Here is a 15455-nt window from a genome sequence, read left to right as displayed (position 1 = left end):
CTACGTGACGGCCCTCGGACAGCTAGCGTCAGGTACAGGAGACCCGTGGAGATGAGGACATGATGATGGCTCAGGACGAGGGGAACCCGTGAGCGATACCAACCCGATGGAGCAGGCCGGAGGGCAGGCGGCCCAGACGGCCGCCGTCGCCCTGCAAGTGCTCGTGATGGTGGCCCAGGCCCTACGCGAGCGCCAACAGCGCGAGGCCGCGGAACGTGCTGCCGCGCCCACGCCGACACCCGCCCCCGTTCGGCAGCCGGTAGACCCGGATCACGAGCGGTACGCGCACCTAGTGCGGGGCACCATCAAGCCCCCGGAAGTGGCGGAGGCGATGGTGAATTCCACGCAGTGGCCGCAGCTCGCCACCGAGTTGAAACGGCTGGAGGCAACAGGCGTCAACGTGGCCCAGTTCCTCGGCGACGCAGCTCCCGTGATCGCGCGCATGGACACCGACCTACGGGCAGGGGCGACAGCACCGGGCGTCACCGTGCCGACGACCACGAGCCAGCCGCGCAATCCTTGGGCGCCCCCGCCCGGCCAGGAATCCGGGAGAAGCAAGGAGCCTCGGGCCGGAACCTGGGAGCGAATGAAGGAAGGAGGGAAGAACCTGTTGGACAAGGTACGGGGGCAACAGAAGCCCGTCGGCGACTACGCCAGCGAGCTCGCACGCCTCGGAATCGGGCCGCAGGAGAATGCTCGACTGGCCATCGTGGCCCGCGAGTCCATGGCCGATGAGCACGTGTTGGACAAGCTGGTTACCTCCCGGGAGTGGCCGACCATCGCCAAGCAGATGAAGGACCTGCAAGGCAGCGGGCACAATCCACGCGAGGCCCTTGCCGGCGTCCCCGTCCGTATCCAGCAGGCAGCAGCCGCAGGCATCACGCTCACGCCCGCAGAAGCGGCCCGCGGATTGCTCAACGACCAGGCCAAGAACCCCCCGACCCCGACGGCGACGGCGACCCCGATGGCGACGGCGGCCCCGGCCCCAACCGCGACGACGGCGCCGGCCCCCGCGTCGACCCCGGCCGCCCCGGCCCCGGCCCCGGCACCTGCCCCGGCCCCTGCCCCTGCCCCTGCCCCGGCCCCTGCCCCGGCCCCGGTGACGGCGCCGGCCCCCGCGTCGACCCCGGCCACCCCGACGGCGGCACCGGCGTCCACGTCGACCCCGACAGCGGCCCCCGCGTCGACCCCGGCCACGACCCCAACGGGGAGTCCCACGCCGACGACGGATGCCCGAGCGTCGGCAGCGTCCGCGCAGTCCACCACCGCTACGCCTGGCGTGACGCCGCCACCGGGGCCTGCGGCCGCGCCCGCGAGCCCTGCGGCCCAGCCGACTCCGGCCCGTACCCACGGACGATAGGAACGAGGAGCGATGAATTCGAGTTTCCGTACCCCCGGCAGGCCGGCGGGCAACGAGCCGACGAGCAAGGGCGCAACGTCCACCACCAGCAGCACAGGTGACACCGGAACGGACGACGCGGAGGACCGACGGCACGCGGCCGCGCTCGCCCGCAGCAGCACCGACCAGCGGTCCCGGGCCGATGCCGCACTCGGGGAGGCCGACGAGGCCCGAGGCCGCGCAGCCGAGGCCGCAGGACGCGGCGACATCGCCACGGCCGGGGCGGAATGGAGTGACGCGGCAGGCCTTGACGGACTGTCCGCCCACGAGGCCACGGGCGCCGACATCGACGCGCGCGCAGCAGCCGCAGCGGCGAAGTCTCCAAGCGTGCCGGCAACGAAGGGCGGCCGCCGGACGACCGCCGCGAAGGCGACGCCGACTCAGGCGCGCGGGCCGGAACGCGCACCGACCCCGCCGCCGGGAGCACCCCGCCGCAACATCGCGTAACGCGGACGACGAAGGGCCGGAGGGATGTTCTCCCTCCGGCCCTTTTAGCTTGTACACGTTAACCGTCAGACGGTCGCAGGTTCCGCCTCGGCGACGGCGGCCCGAGTCGGCAGCGGTGTCACCGGGGGCACCGGTAGTACGTCGTGCTGGAGTCGGTCCGGGTGGGTCATGCAGGCGGCAAACGGGCCATCGGCGGCACGGAGGTGGACCATCGCGGGGTCCAGGTGGTCACGGTGCCAGACGGACGGGCCGGTGCGTCCGCACGTCTCGGGATCGGTCAGTTCCTGCCAGGCCAACCACAGTGCATGGAGCCGCGCGACGGCCGCCGGGTGGGCCCACCAGGACGCGCACCAGGTGGCCGACGAGGAGACCTCACCGAGGTAGGTGGGGACGAGGAGATTCGTCACCCAGCCCGCCAGGGCTTCGAGTTCGGCCGCGTACTTTTCCCCGGTCAGCCAGAGGATGAACGGCGGTGTCTTGGGCCTCTCCTTCTCGCCGTCGCCGTCCTTCCCGTCGTTGTCCTGGCCGCCGCCGGAGGCCACCGCGGATGCCACCTGTTCCACCTTGTTCGTGGTGGTTTCGAGCTGTGAGGCGAAGGCCGCGATGTTGGCTTTGATGTCCTCCAGGTCCTCGGCCAGGCCGTCCAGGGTTGGCGTGTTGTCGGTCATGCCGAGAGCACCTTTCGGCTCGCGCGGTTGGCGATCTCTGCGATTTCGACGTTGGAGTCTGCCGTGAGATCGACGGCGTCCGGCTCCAGGTACCAGGGCCGCAGGCGGATCATGCCGACGCGTACGCCGGTCACCAGCAGCAGGGCCCGGCCCTTGGGCAGGGCCCGGATGTCCGCCGCTTCCATGACGCGCTCGCGCCGGCGCGAGGTGCTGACGCTGCGGCCTGTCGATCCGTGGGACACGGAGCTTTCGGAGACCTTGTGCTCACCGATGAGCCGGCTGACTTTCTCGGCGAATTCGGCGTCATCGAGGCCGGCGCCGAGAACCTTGACGGTGGCCGCGCTCCACATCGAATCCATGCCCGACTCACCCCAGACGCGGACGCCCTGGCGGTAGCTCTGGAGGATGGTTGTCACGGGGATGCCCCGGGATCCCAGGTGCGAGTACAAGTCGGGCAGGTCCTCGATGCGGCACACGTTGGCGGCCTCATCCAGTACGGCGGGCAACGGCGGGTCGAGCCGTCCGCCAGCTCGCTCGGCGGCCGCCATCGCCGCGCGGAGTACCGCGTCAGCGGCGGCCGCGATGACACCGGCCGCAGAGCCGCCGCCGTCCTTGGAGAGCAGATACAGGGAGTCTTTCGACTTTACGAAGGCGTCCGGGCGGAACTGTGCGGCCGCAGGGTCGGGGGTGACCCAGGCGAGGGTTTCGGGGTCGAGGAGGCAGGCCACGCACTGACGCGCCGTCTCGTAGATGCCGTCGCGGGTGTCGGCCGCACCGGCGACCGTCGAGGCGAGTTGCTGCGCGTGGGCTTCTTTCCCGGCAGCTTTGAGCGCGGCGACGGGGGCCCGGTCGCTCGGCGTCGACAGCCAGGCGAGCACGTCGGAGACGGAGCCGCCCGAGACGGAGGCCGCGTGAAACAGGGCGGTCAGCAGGTTCTTGGCCGCCCCCATCCAGAAGTCGCCGCGGCTTTTTTCGTCCGTGGTCGCCGCGATGAAGTGACTGGCCAAACGCCCGGCACCCTCGATCGTCCGGGCGGACGCCAGCATGTCCCACCACAGGGCCCGGGGAGAGTGCGTGATCCCCTGCGGGTCGATCAGCCACACCGTGCCGACCTTGCGGCGCCGCATGTGGGTGACCGCCCACACATCCGGCTTGTTGCTCGTGAGCATCACCGCGCCGGGGGCGCGCAACACCGTCGGCACGGCGATCGAGGTGGACTTGCCCGAGCGCGGCGCCATGATGGACAGCATCACGTCTTCCCAGCTCGCCCGGAGCTCAGGGCCGCGCGCCGCGTCGAGGTTGCCGAGCAGTACGCCCGTGTCGTCAGGCTCTACCTTCTCCACCCCCTTGAGGGACGGCCGCAGCTGACGGGCCCGTGCCGTGATCGCTTTGGGGGCGAGGGGTGCGAGCTCGCGCACTCCCGCGAGCCCGGCACGGTGGGAGAAGAAGCGTTGCCAGATGAAGAAGCCGGCGACGCCGAGGCCGACGAGGACGAGCACCAGGAGCACGACGATCCCGACGCCGGCCGCCGTGGTGTGCCCCGGCCACAGCCGGGCGGGGCCGCCGGAGACCAGGGCCACCGCGGATTTGAAACTGTAGGCGGGCGGAGCCCAGCCGCCCCCCGCGAGGAGGACGCCGAGGGTGCCGCCGATGTAGGCGCCGCTGAACAGGGCGGCGCCGCCCACGACGACGCCGAGGACGGCGAGGGGAGCCCCCGCGCCGGCCCCGCCGCCGTTGCCGGATTCGTTCACGCCGTCACTCCCTTGCTGATCGTCTTGGGGTCCGTCTCGTACAGGCGGCGTTCGGCTTCCGTCAGCGCGAGCCGGACGGGGGTGCCGGGGCGGGTGCCCAGCCTCAACATGTACTTGCCCCGGCCAGGGTGGACCTGGCGGGTGCCGTCCAGGCCGGTGCCGGAGGACGACGACCACGAGGCGATCATGGCGATTTCGGCATCCGTCAGGGGCCGTTGCGCCGAGACTCGTTCGAGCTCGCCGACGCTCAGCGCACCCAGGATCATCGAGTCACAGCGGTCGATCATGCCCATGGCCTTGGCCCGGTCCTCGGGGGTGGGCAGAGACTCAGGGTCGCGAAGGCTGTGCGTGATCATGAGCGTGACCTCACGCCGGGCCCTGTTCAACCTGGTCATGCTGTCGAACGCGTTGACGATGCCGGGGCCGGCTCGCAGGGCCCGCCACATTTCATCGAGCGGCAGCACGAGCGGGGAGTTCATCAGGCCGACCGCGCGGGCCGAGTCGATCGAGCTGTACGCGTACGCCCACGTTGCCAGCAGGCCGGCGGACACGACCTGATCGCCGGCCGTCAGCAGGGTGGACAGGTCGACGGACAGGGCCGGGGCGTCGAGGTCGAGCGGCCGGGTGGTCGGCCCGTCGAAGAGGCCGGCCAACGGGCCGTCGCACAGGTTCTCCAACGCGTGCGTGACCTGGCGGACCAGGGCCCGGTAGTCGTCTTCCGTGTCCACCATGAGCTGTGCCCGCAGCTCTGCGGGCCCTTCCCGGAGCACCTTCACCACGTCGGGGATGACCGGGTCTTCCTCCCCGATCAGCGCGGCTGCCACGAGCCGGATCGCCTTTTCCACGACGTTGCGTTCGGACGAGTCGGGCCGCCGGTCCATTTCCGTGGTCAGCAGAGCGTGAAGGAGCTCGCTGCGGCGACCGTTCATTTCCGAGAGCAGAGCATCCCGGCGGCCGGCGCCGAGGGTCGGCAGGACGCGCCGGAGGGGGCCGGAGTCGAGCGGGTTGAGTCGGTCGAGGCCGCGACCGATCCGGACGACCTGGCCGCCGAGCTCGCGGACCAGGCCCGCGTACTCCCCTTTGACGTCGCCGGGGACAACCAACTTGTGGCCGTAGGAGGTGTACACGAGGCAGATGCGCTTGGCGATGGCCGACTTTCCAACGCCGGGTTGCGCCATGATCCACACGCCCGGGTTGGTCAGCAGGGTGCCGATCCACCCGGACGGGTCGAAGCACACGAGTTCGTGCGTGAGCTGGTCGTACCCGATGGGTACGCCCTCGGGCGGCAGGCCGCCGCCGAGGACGAACGGGTACAGCCCCGCGGTTTGCTTGGTCGAGCTGAGGTAGACGGCACCGGGGTCCAGGAGGGCGGCCCGGCCACGGCCGGCCCCCTTCCAACCCCAGCGGGATGCGATCACGCGCGGGTTGAGGCCACCGCCGCCGGTAGGCTCGCTCCCGGTCGTCCCGGCGGTTACGGTCCGCCGGGACGACTTCTTGTCGATCTTGCTCATGACGCCCTTCTCAAAGCAGAGGGTTAATGCCGACCGGCAGGCCCACGACCAGGGCCGCGCTCTGGCCGCCGAACGCGGGACGGAACCGCAGACCGCCGGAGCTGCGGGCAGCCTTTTCGATCTCTCGCCGGGCGGCAGGCAGGTCCGCCAGGTTGTCCACGGTGGTGGTCACGTAGATGGACCACTGGACCATCCCCGCGCCCATCGCCTCTTCCTCGGCCGTCCGCTCGGCGTGCACCGCGTCCACCCGCTCACGCCGGGTCGACGTGCGCTTGGTGCGCTCGCGGTACTGCCGACGCGCGTCGTTGGCGTTGATCTCCCGCTCAACTACCGCTTGTGCCTCATGAGTCGGTAGAACGCGGTAGACGAGGGTCACGCGCCGGGTGAACTGCCCCGGGGCCAGGAGCTTCAACAGGGAGTCGTACGCGACGAGCTTGCGCGGCGCCTCACGGAGCACCCACGAGGTGCTGTAGTGGCCATCGTGCTGGTAGTGCGTCCACTCGTCCTCGGCGGCGACCGGCCCCACCTCGTGCCAGACGAGCTCTTCGATCTGCGCGGCCGGCGCGTCCATGTCGGACGGGACGAACGCCCCCCGGACAAGCCGCTTGATGTCCACGTCCGTGGCACGGCGCAGGACATCGACGCCCGCCCCGGACAGGTCCACCGCGTCCAGCGCGCCCAGGGCGACCGCCGCGGATTCGGCCGGCCCCGTCGGCTTCTCCGGCGAGGCGGCCGGGTCGATCACGAGCGAGAGCCAGGCGGCCATCTGCGCACTCGCCCGGGGGGCGCCTTCCACGAGCTCGCGGATCGCCTGCCGGGCGAGCGGCGGGGCCGCCGGGTCGAGGCGGCCCCGGACGTGATCGGAGAGCGCGGCGCCGCTGGACGGCGTGATCTGGAGAGTGACGGCCGCCATCTGCACGCCGTCCTCATCGGCGAGCCGCGCGAGGGTATCGCCCCAGGCGGTCACCTGAGAGCGGACCGTGGTGCCGGAGGCCAGCAAGGAGCCGGCCGGGTTCAGCAGCAGGGCCGCCGTCATCGTGCCGGTCCGCTGGTTCCAGACCAGACCGGTGGAGCCCCTGCCGTCTGACGCCTCGGCGCGGATCAGCTTGGTGGGGGCGACCATGCCCGGCAGGTCGAGCGCCTCGGGCGAGGGCAGGAACACCGACCGGTAGGAGGTCTCCCCGCGCATGTTGGCCAGGGACCAGCGGGCCCGACCGATCGCGTACGACATCAGCGGCATGCCGTGCCGCTGCCACACGGTCAGGATGATGACCGTGAGGGCGATCGGCACGGTGACCGCAAGGGTGCTCAGCGGGCCGCCCAGGATGATGACCATGATCGGCGTCAACATCGCACCGACGACGACCACCGTCTGACCCGAGTTCAGGGTGGCGATGCCCATGCTCTTGGAGCGCCGCCACCCTCCATAGAGGGGTTGTTGCGTCTCTGCGTTCATGGGGTCTACTCCGTTCCGCCGACGGTGCCGCCGGCCTTGTCCTTCGCGGCGCGTCCGGCCTCGGCGGCGACGAGGGCGATGCCCACGGGCGTAGCGGCCGTGGCGGTTGTGGCGGCCGTGGTCGCGCCGGTCGATGCCGTCTCGGTGGCCGTGGTGGCCGCCTCGGTGGCGGCTTCCGGACTGCCGCCCTGCTGGGGGATGTTCGCGGAGGCCTGGCGTACGGCGTTGGACCCGGAGTCGCCGCCGTCGTCGCCGCCCCCGTTGCCGCCGCCCCCGCCGCTTTCGCCGCCGGCCGGGCCGCTGCGGTCCATGTCGGCCGCGTGCTGAGTCGCCGACGTGCCGCCCCCGCCGCCCGCGCCGCCCATCTGCGAGCCCATGGCGCTGCCCGCGATGCTCAGCGCGCCCGCGAACCCGCCGCCCGAGCTCACCGCGCTACCGATCGAGGCGCCGATGGGAGCGAAGAGCGCGAAAAGGGATTTGAGAGCGATGATCGAAAGGCCGAGCGTGACGACGCCTCGGATGAAGTCGATGATCCCGTTTCCGTAGGCCATTTCAATGAATCCCACGGAGATGATCACGGCTGCAATCGGCTTGTAAATAACGATCACCATGATGGCGGTGAAGGTCCGGGGAAGCCACTGCCGCGTGCTTTCGCCGCCGAGCTGTCCGGCGCCCGCGATCGGAAGAATGAGCGCCTGAATCGGGATTGCCGCCTGCCGGAGGAACAGCATCACGATTTGCACGCCGCCGACGATGAGGACGATCAAGGAGACGGCCAGGAGGCCGAGCGGGTTGACGAGGGCCGGAAGCAGCATGAGGGCCATCCGGTCGGGTACGTCGTCGCCGCCGAACCCTACGAACAGAATCTGTTTGGTCAGCTGGTCAGAGGCGATCAGCAAGGCGTCGATGATCGCGATACCAGCCGCGCTCACCAGCATGTTGACCATGAGCCCTTGGAGCAGGTGCGCCAGGGGTGTGCCCTTGCGCTGGATGATCGTTTTGATGCCTTGGATCATCACGAGAAGGGTCGCGATACCGGCGCCGATGCCCATCATCAGCCCGTGCAGACTGAGTTTCTTGCTTGGATCGGATGAGGCGGTATCGCCCAGTACCCCCGAATCCTTGACCTGCACCGATGGGGTCATAAGCCAGAATCCGAGCCCGGTCCGCATGAATTCACCGACGAATTCGGCCATGCTCTTGGCCGCGTCGCCGAGAACGGAATCAGCGACCTTCTGTGCTGCCGCGCTCATTACCTTGCCGGTGGCATCGTTGACAGCTTTGCCGCCCTTGATGGCGGTTTTGATGCACGAAGCAGGGCCGCCCGGGTGCTTGGGGGCGTTGGGGATGAACCAGGAAGCGCACTTCCCGATGTTCCACCAGTCGACGGTAGGGAGCTTTTGTGCGGCAGCCGGAGCGGCGGCCGCCGGTTGCGCGAGAGCAGCGGGCGCGGCGAGTCCGAAGATGAGAGCGAGGGCGGCCACGGTGGCCGCCAGGCGCGCGAGCAGCAGGCGGGGCGTCACAGTCGGTCCCCCTCCTGAATCGCTTTCCACCGGTCCTCGTTGAAGTACGCGGTACCGATGTCCACGGGGTCGGGCAGCGGCTGACCGGGGTCGGTCGGCACGCCCTTCCAGTCGCCGCCCTCCCAGACGGCCCGGCCGGGGCTGACCACGATGGTGGTGGTCGGCTCAGCGCCGGTCTTGGCCGCGTGGGTGACGCGGAGGAGTACCAGAACGTCCACGGTGTCGGAGTTGACGGCCGAGTACTTCACGCCGATGGGCCACGCGACGAGCGTTGCACCGGCCGGCAGGGGGCCGGTGTCCGGGATGCCGGCGTACTGCCGGTTGCCCTTGGCGCCGTCCTCGGCGGCGGTGGCCATCTGGTCGCGGTACTGCGCGGACGAGTACGCGACGATGCCGGCCCGGACCTGTGCCGGGTCCATGCTCCAGGCATTGCGGACGGAGGCCACGGCCATGGCGGCCGCGCCCTCGGGGGTGTGCGGGAACTGCACCGGGAGGTTGCCGGCGCCCTTGGTCGCGCCGTCCGGCAGCTTGACCGTCTGGGCAGGCGCGACGTAGCCGCCATCGTCCGGCCGTACGGTCGGGGTGGCACTCGGCCCCGCGGATTCGGTCTTGGAGTCCGGGGCCGCCTTGGTCGAGCCGCCGCCGCCGGTGAAGGCGATGGCGACGAGGGCGCCGACGAGCACCAGGACCAGGCCGACGAGGAAGAACAGGGCCCGGCGCATCCGCCGTTGTGCCTGCTGTTGCAGGTTGAGAGTCATGGCCGCCGCCTCAGGTCACGATCGAGGGGACGACGCCGGCCGCGAGGGTGACGACGGAGAGGCCGCCGAGCACCCACAGCAAGCCGTTGGCGCCCTCGGCGGCCAGGTGGGAGCGGTTGCGGCGGCCGACCATCATCATGATTCCGCACGCGATGATGCCCAAGATCCCAGCGCCGATGGCGAAGTACTTCGCCCACCCAACCCACTGCGGCATGATCGTGTCCATGCCGGGGGGACTGGACGGCCCCTGGTCCCAGGACTTCGGGTCGTCGGCCATCGGGGCCAAGGCCACTACGTCGTTCAGGGTGCTCAACAGGTGCATGTGCACTCTCTCCTAGTCGGTGAGTCCGAGCTGTCGACGCAGGGCGCCGGCAGCTTTCTGGACGGGTCGGTGGGTGAGGCCGTCGGCGGGGGTGTCCGCCTCTCGCAGCCTCACCAGGTACGGCACTTCGACGATGCCGAGGACGCGCGGCCGCAGGGTCTTCGTGCGGTAGCTCGCCGCCCGAGGCAGCCGCAGCGGGGCATCCCGCACGACAACCAGGTACGGCCGTGGCACATCCGGGTGCCACGCGCCGATGAGCTGGACCGCCGAGGCGAGCCCGAAAGCGGTGGACCGGCAGACCACCAGCGGGATGTAATGCGGTGGCAGGTGTGAACCCTTCTTGAGTTCGAAGGTTCCGCCGTCACCGTCGGGGTCCAACCAACGAGTGATCGTTGATGTTCCCGCTCCACCGTGGGCGCCCACGACGCCGAAGTACCGGGAAGTGCTAGGCCGTTCGGCCACTGTTGCGCTCTTAACGCGCATCTTCTCACCCCCGTACTGTCGTTGACTTCAGCGTGACGCTACCATGACCTACTGTCAACACGTACTTATATAAATCGAGGGTCGAATGACTCCATCCAGCGGCATGGCGTCCTTCCGCGCTGACCTGTTGCTGACGCAACGACAGGTGGCCGGGCTGAGTTGCGAGGCGCTTGCGGTACTGGCGCACGTCTCCCCGGAAACCGTCCGCCGAGCGGAGAAGGGGAGAAGCAAGCCGTCCGCCAGGGTCACGAAGGCCTTGGCGGAGGCGCTCCGCCTGCCGTTGGAGGAATTGGCGCCTCCCGCGCCGGAGTTGACGCTCAAACAGCTACGGCAGCAGGCCGGAGCCACACAGCGGGACGTGGCTGGCCGGGCGGGGGTGTCCACGCAGATGGTCAGCCGGGTGGAGAACGGGGTGTACGGGGTGAAGGACAAGGCACGGTGGGCGCACGCCTACGGGGTGACTAAGGCGGTGTGGACGAGAGCGTGGGCGGTAGGCCGCGCGGACCGTCAACGGCGCATCAGGTCCCAGCCGGGCAAGGGCGGGGGGACAGAGTGAAAGCGCTAGTCAAAGTTGCGATGGTGGTGGGCGGCACGGTGCCCGTCGCCCTGTTCGGTCTCATCCTCGCGGGTGCCTCGGCGGTCGACGCGTCGGGACGCAGTTCCGGCGGTCTGGTCGGCGGGTTGAACCTGTCGGTCATGCCGGCCGCGGGGAGGCAGTACGCGCCGTGGTACGTGAAGTCCGCAGCGCAGTGCCCGGGGAAGCTGACGCCGGCCATTCTGGCGGCCCAGGGGTGGACAGAGTCCCTGTTCAACCCGAACGCCGAGGGTCCCCCGACCCAGTACGGAACCGCAAAAGGGATCGCGCAGTTCATCGACACGACCTGGCCGTCGTACGCGGAGGACGCGGACGGAGACGGGACCGCGCGCGGAGCGTACGACCCGGAAGACGCGATCATGGCTCAGGGCAAGTACATGTGCAAGCTGGTCAAGGACGCCGAGGCCTCGGGGTACTCCGGCGATCCGGTCAGCCTCGCGCTCGCCGGATATAACGCCGGCTGGGGGTGGGTGCAGTACTACAAAGGTGTGCCCCCCGAGAGGTTCGCGGAAGGCCAGACGTACAACTACGTGCGCGAGATCACGGCCAACGCGAAGAAGTGGGCGACGGCCCTCGGCGGCCCCGGCGTCGCAGGCCTCGGCACCGGCAGCGGCCCCGACGCGATACGGCACGCGTACAGCCAGTTGGGTATCCCCTACGCGTGGGGAGGCGGCACACCCGGAGGCCCAGGCCTCGGGTTCTGCGACGGCCGCAACGGCTACTTGGACGGCCGTTGCTCCGCCTCGGTCACCAAGGGATTCGACTGTTCGAGCCTGGCCCAATTCGCGTGGTGGCCGAGCGTGAAGCTGCCCAGGACCGCAGCCGACCAGTACGCGGCGACCGCGAGCCGGCCCGTTGCCAGGGGCGAGCTCAAGCCCGGCGACCTTGTGTTCTGGTCCAAATCCGGGCCCGCCGGCATCTACCACGTGGGCCTGTACTTCGGTGACGGCCAAGTCCTGCACGCCCCCCGGACGGGGAAGACGGTTTCGATCCAGCCCATGGACGAGGCCATGCCGAAGGGCGACTACGTGGGGGCGACCCGCCCAGGCGCCTGACGAGTTCGCGTGTACACGCGAAGCCGCAGCGACGAGAAGTGCCCCGCCGGCCCGAGGGTCGGCGGGGCACTTCGGTTAGCTGACGGGCGGGTTAGGAGCTCGCCAGCCAGGCGTACTGTTCCCGGCGGTCGACGTAGACCGTCCGTCCGGGCCCCCCGTTCAGCGCAGCCACGAGAGCCACCAGGTCGTCCACCGCCTCAGGCTCCGCCACCGGAACGTTCACCGGCTCCGGCTGGACCGGGACGGACTGCACCGGGACGGACGGGACCGGCATCGAGCGGGCAGGCGCCGGCTCGACCGGCCGCAGCGGCCAGCCACCATCAGGCTCAGCCGCAGGCAGAAGCGCCCAGCCGGCCACGCCGCCGCCACGAGTCACACCACGCGAGTCACGCACTACAGTCACGGCAGATCCTCCATACAGGATCGAGGCCCCGAAGGCGGAGCAGGCAGAAGCCGCCCGAGGCCGAACGGTTGAGGGGGTCGGGTGCCAGCCCGGCCCCCTCTCTTGAGTCAGGACTGTACTTGCTTTCTTGCTTGCTAGCTAGCACGCTAGAGGGCGTGTTAGAAAGCGAGAGCGCGAGCTTTGGAGCTAGCATGCGGCACATGACTGGACCTCAAGTTGTCGGCAGCTACTCGGAGACCGGGGGCGTCACCAAGACGGCCACAGCCGTGTCCCTGGCCGTCGCGTACGCGCTGGAATTCCCCGACGAGGATGTGATCCTTGGCGACCTCGACCCCCGGGCCGCAGCCACGAAGTGGACCGGCGCCGTCGCCAAGACGGACGACAAGGGGCGCCCGCTGGACATGAGCGCCATCCTGGCCGCCGATGACGTCGAGGGGTGGGCGGACGCTATCGCCGTCCCACTCGACACGGCGAAGGGGTGGCCGGCGAACCTGCGGATCATCCCGAGCTCGCGCCGGTTGTCCGCACAGGAGAAGACGCCGGACGACCATGCCGAACGGAGGCTTAGGCGGAGCCTGATCGGGACGCAGGCCGGGTTCGTGACGATCGACTTCCCGAACCGGCAGGGCGGAGTCCTGACCCAGAACGGGCTAACGGCTTGCACGAAGATCGTCTATGCCGCTAAGCCCGACGAGGACGGGTTGGACGGCGTGGACGGCGCCAAGCTGACGGTAAGCAAGTTCCACGGCTACCGCGAAGAAGCCGGGTTGCCTAAGTCCCCCCATGAGGTCGGGATCATCCTCGGCGCCGCGTACACCGGCGCCGTCTGGACCCGGGACGCCAGGCGGGCCGAAGAGGAGTTCAAACGGACTTCCCCCGGCATGCTGCTGACCCCGTACGTGGAACAGCGAGTGATCGTGAAGGAGTGCCGCGCTGCCGGAGAGTTCTACTCCCAGTACGGCGGCAGTGCAGGCGGAGACAAGGTGTTCGCGGCGTACCGCGAACTGTTGCTGAACAGGATTCTTTGATGACCGAACGTGAACGCCCCGCCGCTCGTCCGAGGTCGGCCCCCGAGACTCCTGACCCTGCGGTGCCCCGGGGAGAGGACACCGGACCCCCGGCGCCGGTGTCCGCCCCGCGGAGGCGGAGGGGGCCAGCTGCGACGGTGCAGCTCAACACCCGCGTTGACCCGGACGTGGACGAGCTGGTGGCCTACGTAGGAGACATGCGCGGGTGGAGCAAGCGCGAGACCGTCGAGCACGCCTTGAGGAAGGCATACGCGGCCGAGATCAAGGAACTGAAAGCTCGCAAGGAAGAGAGCTAGAGCGCGAGCTAGAACGCACGCTAACTAGCTAGCTCTCTAGGAAGCGCGCGAGCGAGAACGAGGGCGAGAGAAAGCCCTGAGGACGCCCGACTACCAGGAAGCGCGCCCCCAGGGCCAACAGGAATGAGGAGCAAGGTCCCCATGCACCACCACCACGTTAAGGCCCGTCGGCGCCAGCCGATGACCACACCGGCCGGCCTGGCCGGAAGCTCGCGGATGGAGTCCACACGATGACCTTCCGCCCGCTCACCGAGTGGACCACGGCCCACCCCATCGTGACGGCCCTCGGCGCCCTGGCCCTGGCCCTGGTGGCCGGAGTCGTCGCCCTGCGGTTGTGGAAGGCCAGCAGCAAGGACCGCCGCAAGTTGAGCGCCGGCACTCTTGCCGCGATCGTCGCGTTCATCGTCTGCACGTCGGTCAGCTTGAACACCGGATACCGATTCACGGGCGATGCCGAGAAGGGCTTGGGCATGACGAGCATGCCCGAGCGGATCTTGGCTTGCGCAGCGTTTGAATCCCTGATCGCCATGTGCGTGCTCGGAGCCCGTGAGCGCATGGCCCGAGCAGAGGGCGACCACAGCCCCGGGTGGTACGGAAGCGCCGTGTGGACGTTCGCCGCCCTGTCGGCCGTCCCCGCGTGGGCCGAGGGCGGAGGCTTCGGGCCCGGCACCCTCGTACGGATCATCGTCGGGTCGTTCGGCAGTGCGCTGGCCGCTCACTCCGCCCTCGGGCTGGAACTGCGGCACCGCACCGGCGGCGAGTCGCAGACTGCCATGGCTCAGATCATCCGCGAACTGCGCGAGCGCCTCATGGCCCGCATGGGCCTGGCCCACCGCGCCCTCTCGGCACAGGAGATTGCCCAGGACCGCGCCATGTCCAAGGCGGTCGACCTGGCCGACCGCTACGAGCGCCTTGGCAACGCCAAGACGAAGTGGAGGGGAAGGCGGATCGCCCGCCGCATGGGCGTCTGGCAGGACCGAGCCGGCGTAAGCACGGACGACGCACAGCGCGATCTCTACCGTCAGCGCGTGGCACACCGCCAGTTCGCGACGGCCCTCCACGTTGGCGAGGACGAATCGCCGTGGGCTCAGCCGAGCACAGCCCAACGGCGTGCGCGCGGCCTGGCGGACCTGGAGGAGCACACCGGGCACATCGAGGACCTGGCTGACGAGGCCGAGGCGGCACTACTGGCACACATCGGCACACCCGGCACAGTCGCGGCGGCACACGGCGGCACATCGCTGCCCGCGCCGCGTGCCGAAGCCTTGCCCCCGCTCGACATCGCCCCCGCAGACGAGGAGGAAGCCGACTGCATCGACGGCGACGAGGAGTCCACTGGTGACCCCGCTACCGCAGCAGCGGCACACGGCGGCACACCCGGCATCATCACGGCACGCGTGCCGCAGGACGCAGACGAGGACGAGCCGCAGCAGCCGGAGCGTGCTCCCCTGCGGGACTTGAAGGCCTACCCGACGAAGCGGGCCGCCATTGAGGCGCTGTACGCCCACACCATCACGGACGACGGCACCAGGACCACGAACGCGATCGTGGAAGACCTGTTGGCGGAGCTCAAAAAGGCCGGCATCACGTTGGACCGGGGACCGGCAAACCGATACATCGGAGCCCTGCGGGACCCGGCCGACGAGAGCGGAGCCGAGGCCGAGGACCGCGAGTTGGTCGACGCGTGATGCAGCCGAATACAGGGGGTGCGGCCGACCAACCGCGCCCCCGGCACACCAGCGGCACACGTGTGCCGACCC

At 69.9% G+C, this 15455-nt stretch carries 15 protein-coding genes; 7 read left to right on the top strand and 8 right to left on the bottom strand.

Annotated elements, in window-relative coordinates:
* The first annotated feature begins 88 nt into the window (after positions 1-88).
* Together OG594_RS46870 and OG594_RS46865 are read left to right on the top strand one after the other, a co-directional pair.
* Complete coding sequence (locus tag OG594_RS46870) at positions 89-1360, top strand: hypothetical protein (protein ID WP_266609138.1); 1272 nt, start codon at positions 89-91, stop codon at positions 1358-1360.
* Positions 1361-1372: 12 nt separating this feature from the next.
* Positions 1373-1846: a hypothetical protein gene (locus OG594_RS46865; RefSeq protein WP_266609136.1), complete on the top strand. Its 474-nt coding sequence runs from the start codon at positions 1373-1375 to the stop codon at positions 1844-1846.
* Positions 1847-1911: 65 nt separating this feature from the next.
* Here OG594_RS46865 and OG594_RS46860 read toward each other — a convergent pair whose 3' ends face one another.
* The 8 genes from OG594_RS46860 to OG594_RS46825 are packed head-to-tail and all read right to left on the bottom strand — an operon-like array spanning position 1912 to position 10213.
* Positions 1912-2514: a DUF4913 domain-containing protein gene (locus OG594_RS46860; RefSeq protein WP_266609134.1), complete on the bottom strand. Its 603-nt coding sequence runs from the start codon at positions 2512-2514 to the stop codon at positions 1912-1914.
* Entirely contained in the window at positions 2511-4265 is a 1755-nt protein-coding gene (locus tag OG594_RS46855; protein ID WP_266609132.1) for a type IV secretory system conjugative DNA transfer family protein, read from the bottom strand. Before OG594_RS46855 ends, OG594_RS46860 begins: the two co-directional genes overlap by 4 nt.
* Positions 4262-5776: an ATP-binding protein gene (locus tag OG594_RS46850; RefSeq protein WP_266609130.1), complete on the bottom strand. Its 1515-nt coding sequence runs from the start codon at positions 5774-5776 to the stop codon at positions 4262-4264. Before OG594_RS46850 ends, OG594_RS46855 begins: the two co-directional genes overlap by 4 nt.
* A 10-nt stretch (positions 5777-5786) precedes the next feature.
* Positions 5787-7232 (bottom strand): SCO6880 family protein, encoded by a 1446-nt coding sequence (locus OG594_RS46845; RefSeq protein ID WP_266609128.1) that lies wholly within the window; start codon positions 7230-7232, stop codon positions 5787-5789.
* Between the two features lie 5 nt (positions 7233-7237).
* Complete coding sequence (locus tag OG594_RS46840; protein ID WP_266609126.1) at positions 7238-8755, bottom strand: hypothetical protein; 1518 nt, start codon at positions 8753-8755, stop codon at positions 7238-7240.
* Positions 8752-9513: a hypothetical protein gene (locus OG594_RS46835; protein ID WP_266609124.1), complete on the bottom strand. Its 762-nt coding sequence runs from the start codon at positions 9511-9513 to the stop codon at positions 8752-8754. Before OG594_RS46835 ends, OG594_RS46840 begins: the two co-directional genes overlap by 4 nt.
* Before the next feature lie 10 nt (positions 9514-9523).
* Positions 9524-9835: a hypothetical protein gene (locus tag OG594_RS46830; RefSeq protein ID WP_266609122.1), complete on the bottom strand. Its 312-nt coding sequence runs from the start codon at positions 9833-9835 to the stop codon at positions 9524-9526.
* 12 nt (positions 9836-9847) lie between these two features.
* Positions 9848-10213, bottom strand: coding sequence for a hypothetical protein (locus OG594_RS46825; protein WP_266609120.1), 366 nt, complete (start codon positions 10211-10213; stop codon positions 9848-9850).
* A 190-nt stretch (positions 10214-10403) separates the two neighbouring features.
* Between OG594_RS46825 and OG594_RS46820 the strand changes: the two genes are divergently transcribed.
* The 5 genes from OG594_RS46820 (at position 10404) to OG594_RS46800 (ending at position 15383) form a co-directional block, all read left to right on the top strand.
* On the top strand, positions 10404-10874 hold the full coding sequence (locus OG594_RS46820; RefSeq protein WP_323185506.1) for a helix-turn-helix transcriptional regulator: 471 nt from the start codon (positions 10404-10406) through the stop codon (positions 10872-10874).
* 20 nt (positions 10875-10894) lie between these two features.
* The gene (locus tag OG594_RS46815) at positions 10895-11968 is read left to right on the top strand and encodes a bifunctional lytic transglycosylase/C40 family peptidase (protein WP_266609116.1); all 1074 of its coding nucleotides are present in this window, start codon (positions 10895-10897) and stop codon (positions 11966-11968) included.
* Between the two features lie 594 nt (positions 11969-12562).
* The gene (locus OG594_RS46810) at positions 12563-13399 is read left to right on the top strand and encodes a ParA family protein (RefSeq protein WP_323185508.1); all 837 of its coding nucleotides are present in this window, start codon (positions 12563-12565) and stop codon (positions 13397-13399) included.
* A gap of 137 nt (positions 13400-13536) precedes the next feature.
* Positions 13537-13695: a hypothetical protein gene (locus OG594_RS46805; RefSeq protein ID WP_266609114.1), complete on the top strand. Its 159-nt coding sequence runs from the start codon at positions 13537-13539 to the stop codon at positions 13693-13695.
* A gap of 230 nt (positions 13696-13925) precedes the next feature.
* The gene (locus OG594_RS46800) at positions 13926-15383 is read left to right on the top strand and encodes a hypothetical protein (RefSeq protein ID WP_266609112.1); all 1458 of its coding nucleotides are present in this window, start codon (positions 13926-13928) and stop codon (positions 15381-15383) included.
* Positions 15384-15455: the final 72 nt, after the last annotated feature.

Source organism: Streptomyces sp. NBC_01214 (assembly GCF_026340975.1).
Classification (GTDB): domain Bacteria; phylum Actinomycetota; class Actinomycetes; order Streptomycetales; family Streptomycetaceae; genus Streptomyces.
This window is presented reverse-complemented; position numbering and strand designations above follow the sequence as displayed.